The organism is Mesorhizobium sp. M0808, assembly GCF_040320025.1.
Taxonomy (GTDB): domain Bacteria; phylum Pseudomonadota; class Alphaproteobacteria; order Rhizobiales; family Rhizobiaceae; genus Mesorhizobium.
Map to the genome: position 1 here is coordinate 1 of NZ_JAMYOX010000107.1, position 1,546 is coordinate 1,546.

At 63.2% G+C, this 1,546-nt stretch carries 2 protein-coding genes; both read left to right on the forward strand.

All coding sequences use genetic code 11. The features are described 5' to 3' along the window. Window positions 1–88: 88 nt before the first annotated feature. Window positions 89–877 (forward strand): SDR family NAD(P)-dependent oxidoreductase, encoded by a 789-nt coding sequence (locus NKI25_RS36145; protein ID WP_353000945.1) that lies wholly within the window; start codon window positions 89–91, stop codon window positions 875–877. 58 nt (window positions 878–935) lie between these two features. Next, window positions 936–1,546 (forward strand): oxidoreductase (locus NKI25_RS36150; protein ID WP_502897507.1); only part of this gene is annotated, 611 nt, incomplete at its 3' end.

A 1,546-nucleotide genomic window follows, 5' to 3' on the forward strand; every position in this document is an offset into this window, starting at 1 on the left:
GTTGACATTTACATGATGCCCATCATATTTAGCCGCAATCATGATGATCGTCATGAATATAGGTTCCATCAGAGAAAAGAGCAATGCCATGACCACCATTCCATCAGTCCTCATCACCGGCGCCTCCACGGGCATCGGAGCTTCCTATGCCGAACGGTTCGCCCGCCGCGGACACGACCTCGTGCTGGTTGCCCGTGACGTGGCACGAATGGAGGCACTGGGAGCCCGGCTCCGTCAGGAAACTGGCGTTGCGATCGACATCGTCCAGGCTGATCTTACGCAGCCTGCCGAGCTTGCAACGGTAGAGACGAGGCTGCGCGATGACGCCCGCATCGGGATTCTCGTCAACAATGCCGGAACAGCCATCGGCGGAAGCTTCATCGAGCAGAGTACCAATGACGTCGCCCGGCTCGTTGCGCTCAACACGACCGCGCTTCTGCGACTTGCCAGCGCCATCGCCCCGCGACTTGCGAAGGCGGGTGCAGGGGCGATCGTCAACATCGGTTCCGTGGTCGGGCTGGCGCCGGAGTTCGGCATGACGGTCTACGGCGCAACCAAAGCCTTCGTGCTGTTTCTGTCGCAGGGGCTCAGCCTCGAGCTCGCGCCGAAGGGTGTCTACGTCCAGGCCGTGCTGCCCGCCACGACGCGTACGGAGATCTGGGACCACGTCGGCGCCGACATCAACACGCTCTCCAACGTGATGGAGGTGGACGATCTGGTTGATGCGGCGCTGGTCGGCTTCGACCGCCGCGAACCGGTGACCATCCCGCCGCTTCCCGATGCCGGGCAGTGGGACGCGCTTCAGGCCGCGCGCCAGGCCATGCTTCCGAACTATCGGAACGAACATCCCGCCGAGCGGTACCGCAAGGTCGCCTGAGCACCAACGAATCCATTTGATAACGACCTCGTCGCGGCGGGGACAAACAAGGTGACCTATGACCAACAAAGCACTTTTTGAGCCTTATTCTCTCGGCTCGCTGACGCTCTCCAATCGTATCGTCATGGCGCCCCTCACGCGCAATCGCGCTGGCCCGGGCTTCGTTCCGGGCGATCTTGCCGCCGAGTATTACGGCCAGCGGGCCTCCGCCGGCCTGCTGATCTCCGAGGCCACGCAGATCTCGCGGCAGGGACAAGGTTACCAGGACACGCCCGGCATCTATTCTCAGGCTCAGATCGACGGCTGGCGAAAGGTCACGACCGCGGTGCACGCCAAGGACGGGCGGATTTTCCTGCAGCTCTGGCACGTCGGCCGCGTCTCGCACGTCGATCTGCAGGAGAACGGCGCCGCGCCCGTCGCGCCCTCGGCAATCCGGGCCGCGACGAAGACGTTCGTGAACAACGGCTTTGTCGAGGTTTCGGCGCCCCGCGCGCTGGCGCTCGACGAGCTTGCGGGGATCGTCAACGATTTCCGGCAAGCAGCCGCGAACGCCATTGAGGCCGGCTTCGATGGCGTCGAGATTCATGGCGCCAACGGCTATCTGCTGGACCAGTTCGCCAAGGACGGTGCCAATGTCCGCACGGATGCTTATGGCGGATCGGTCGAGAA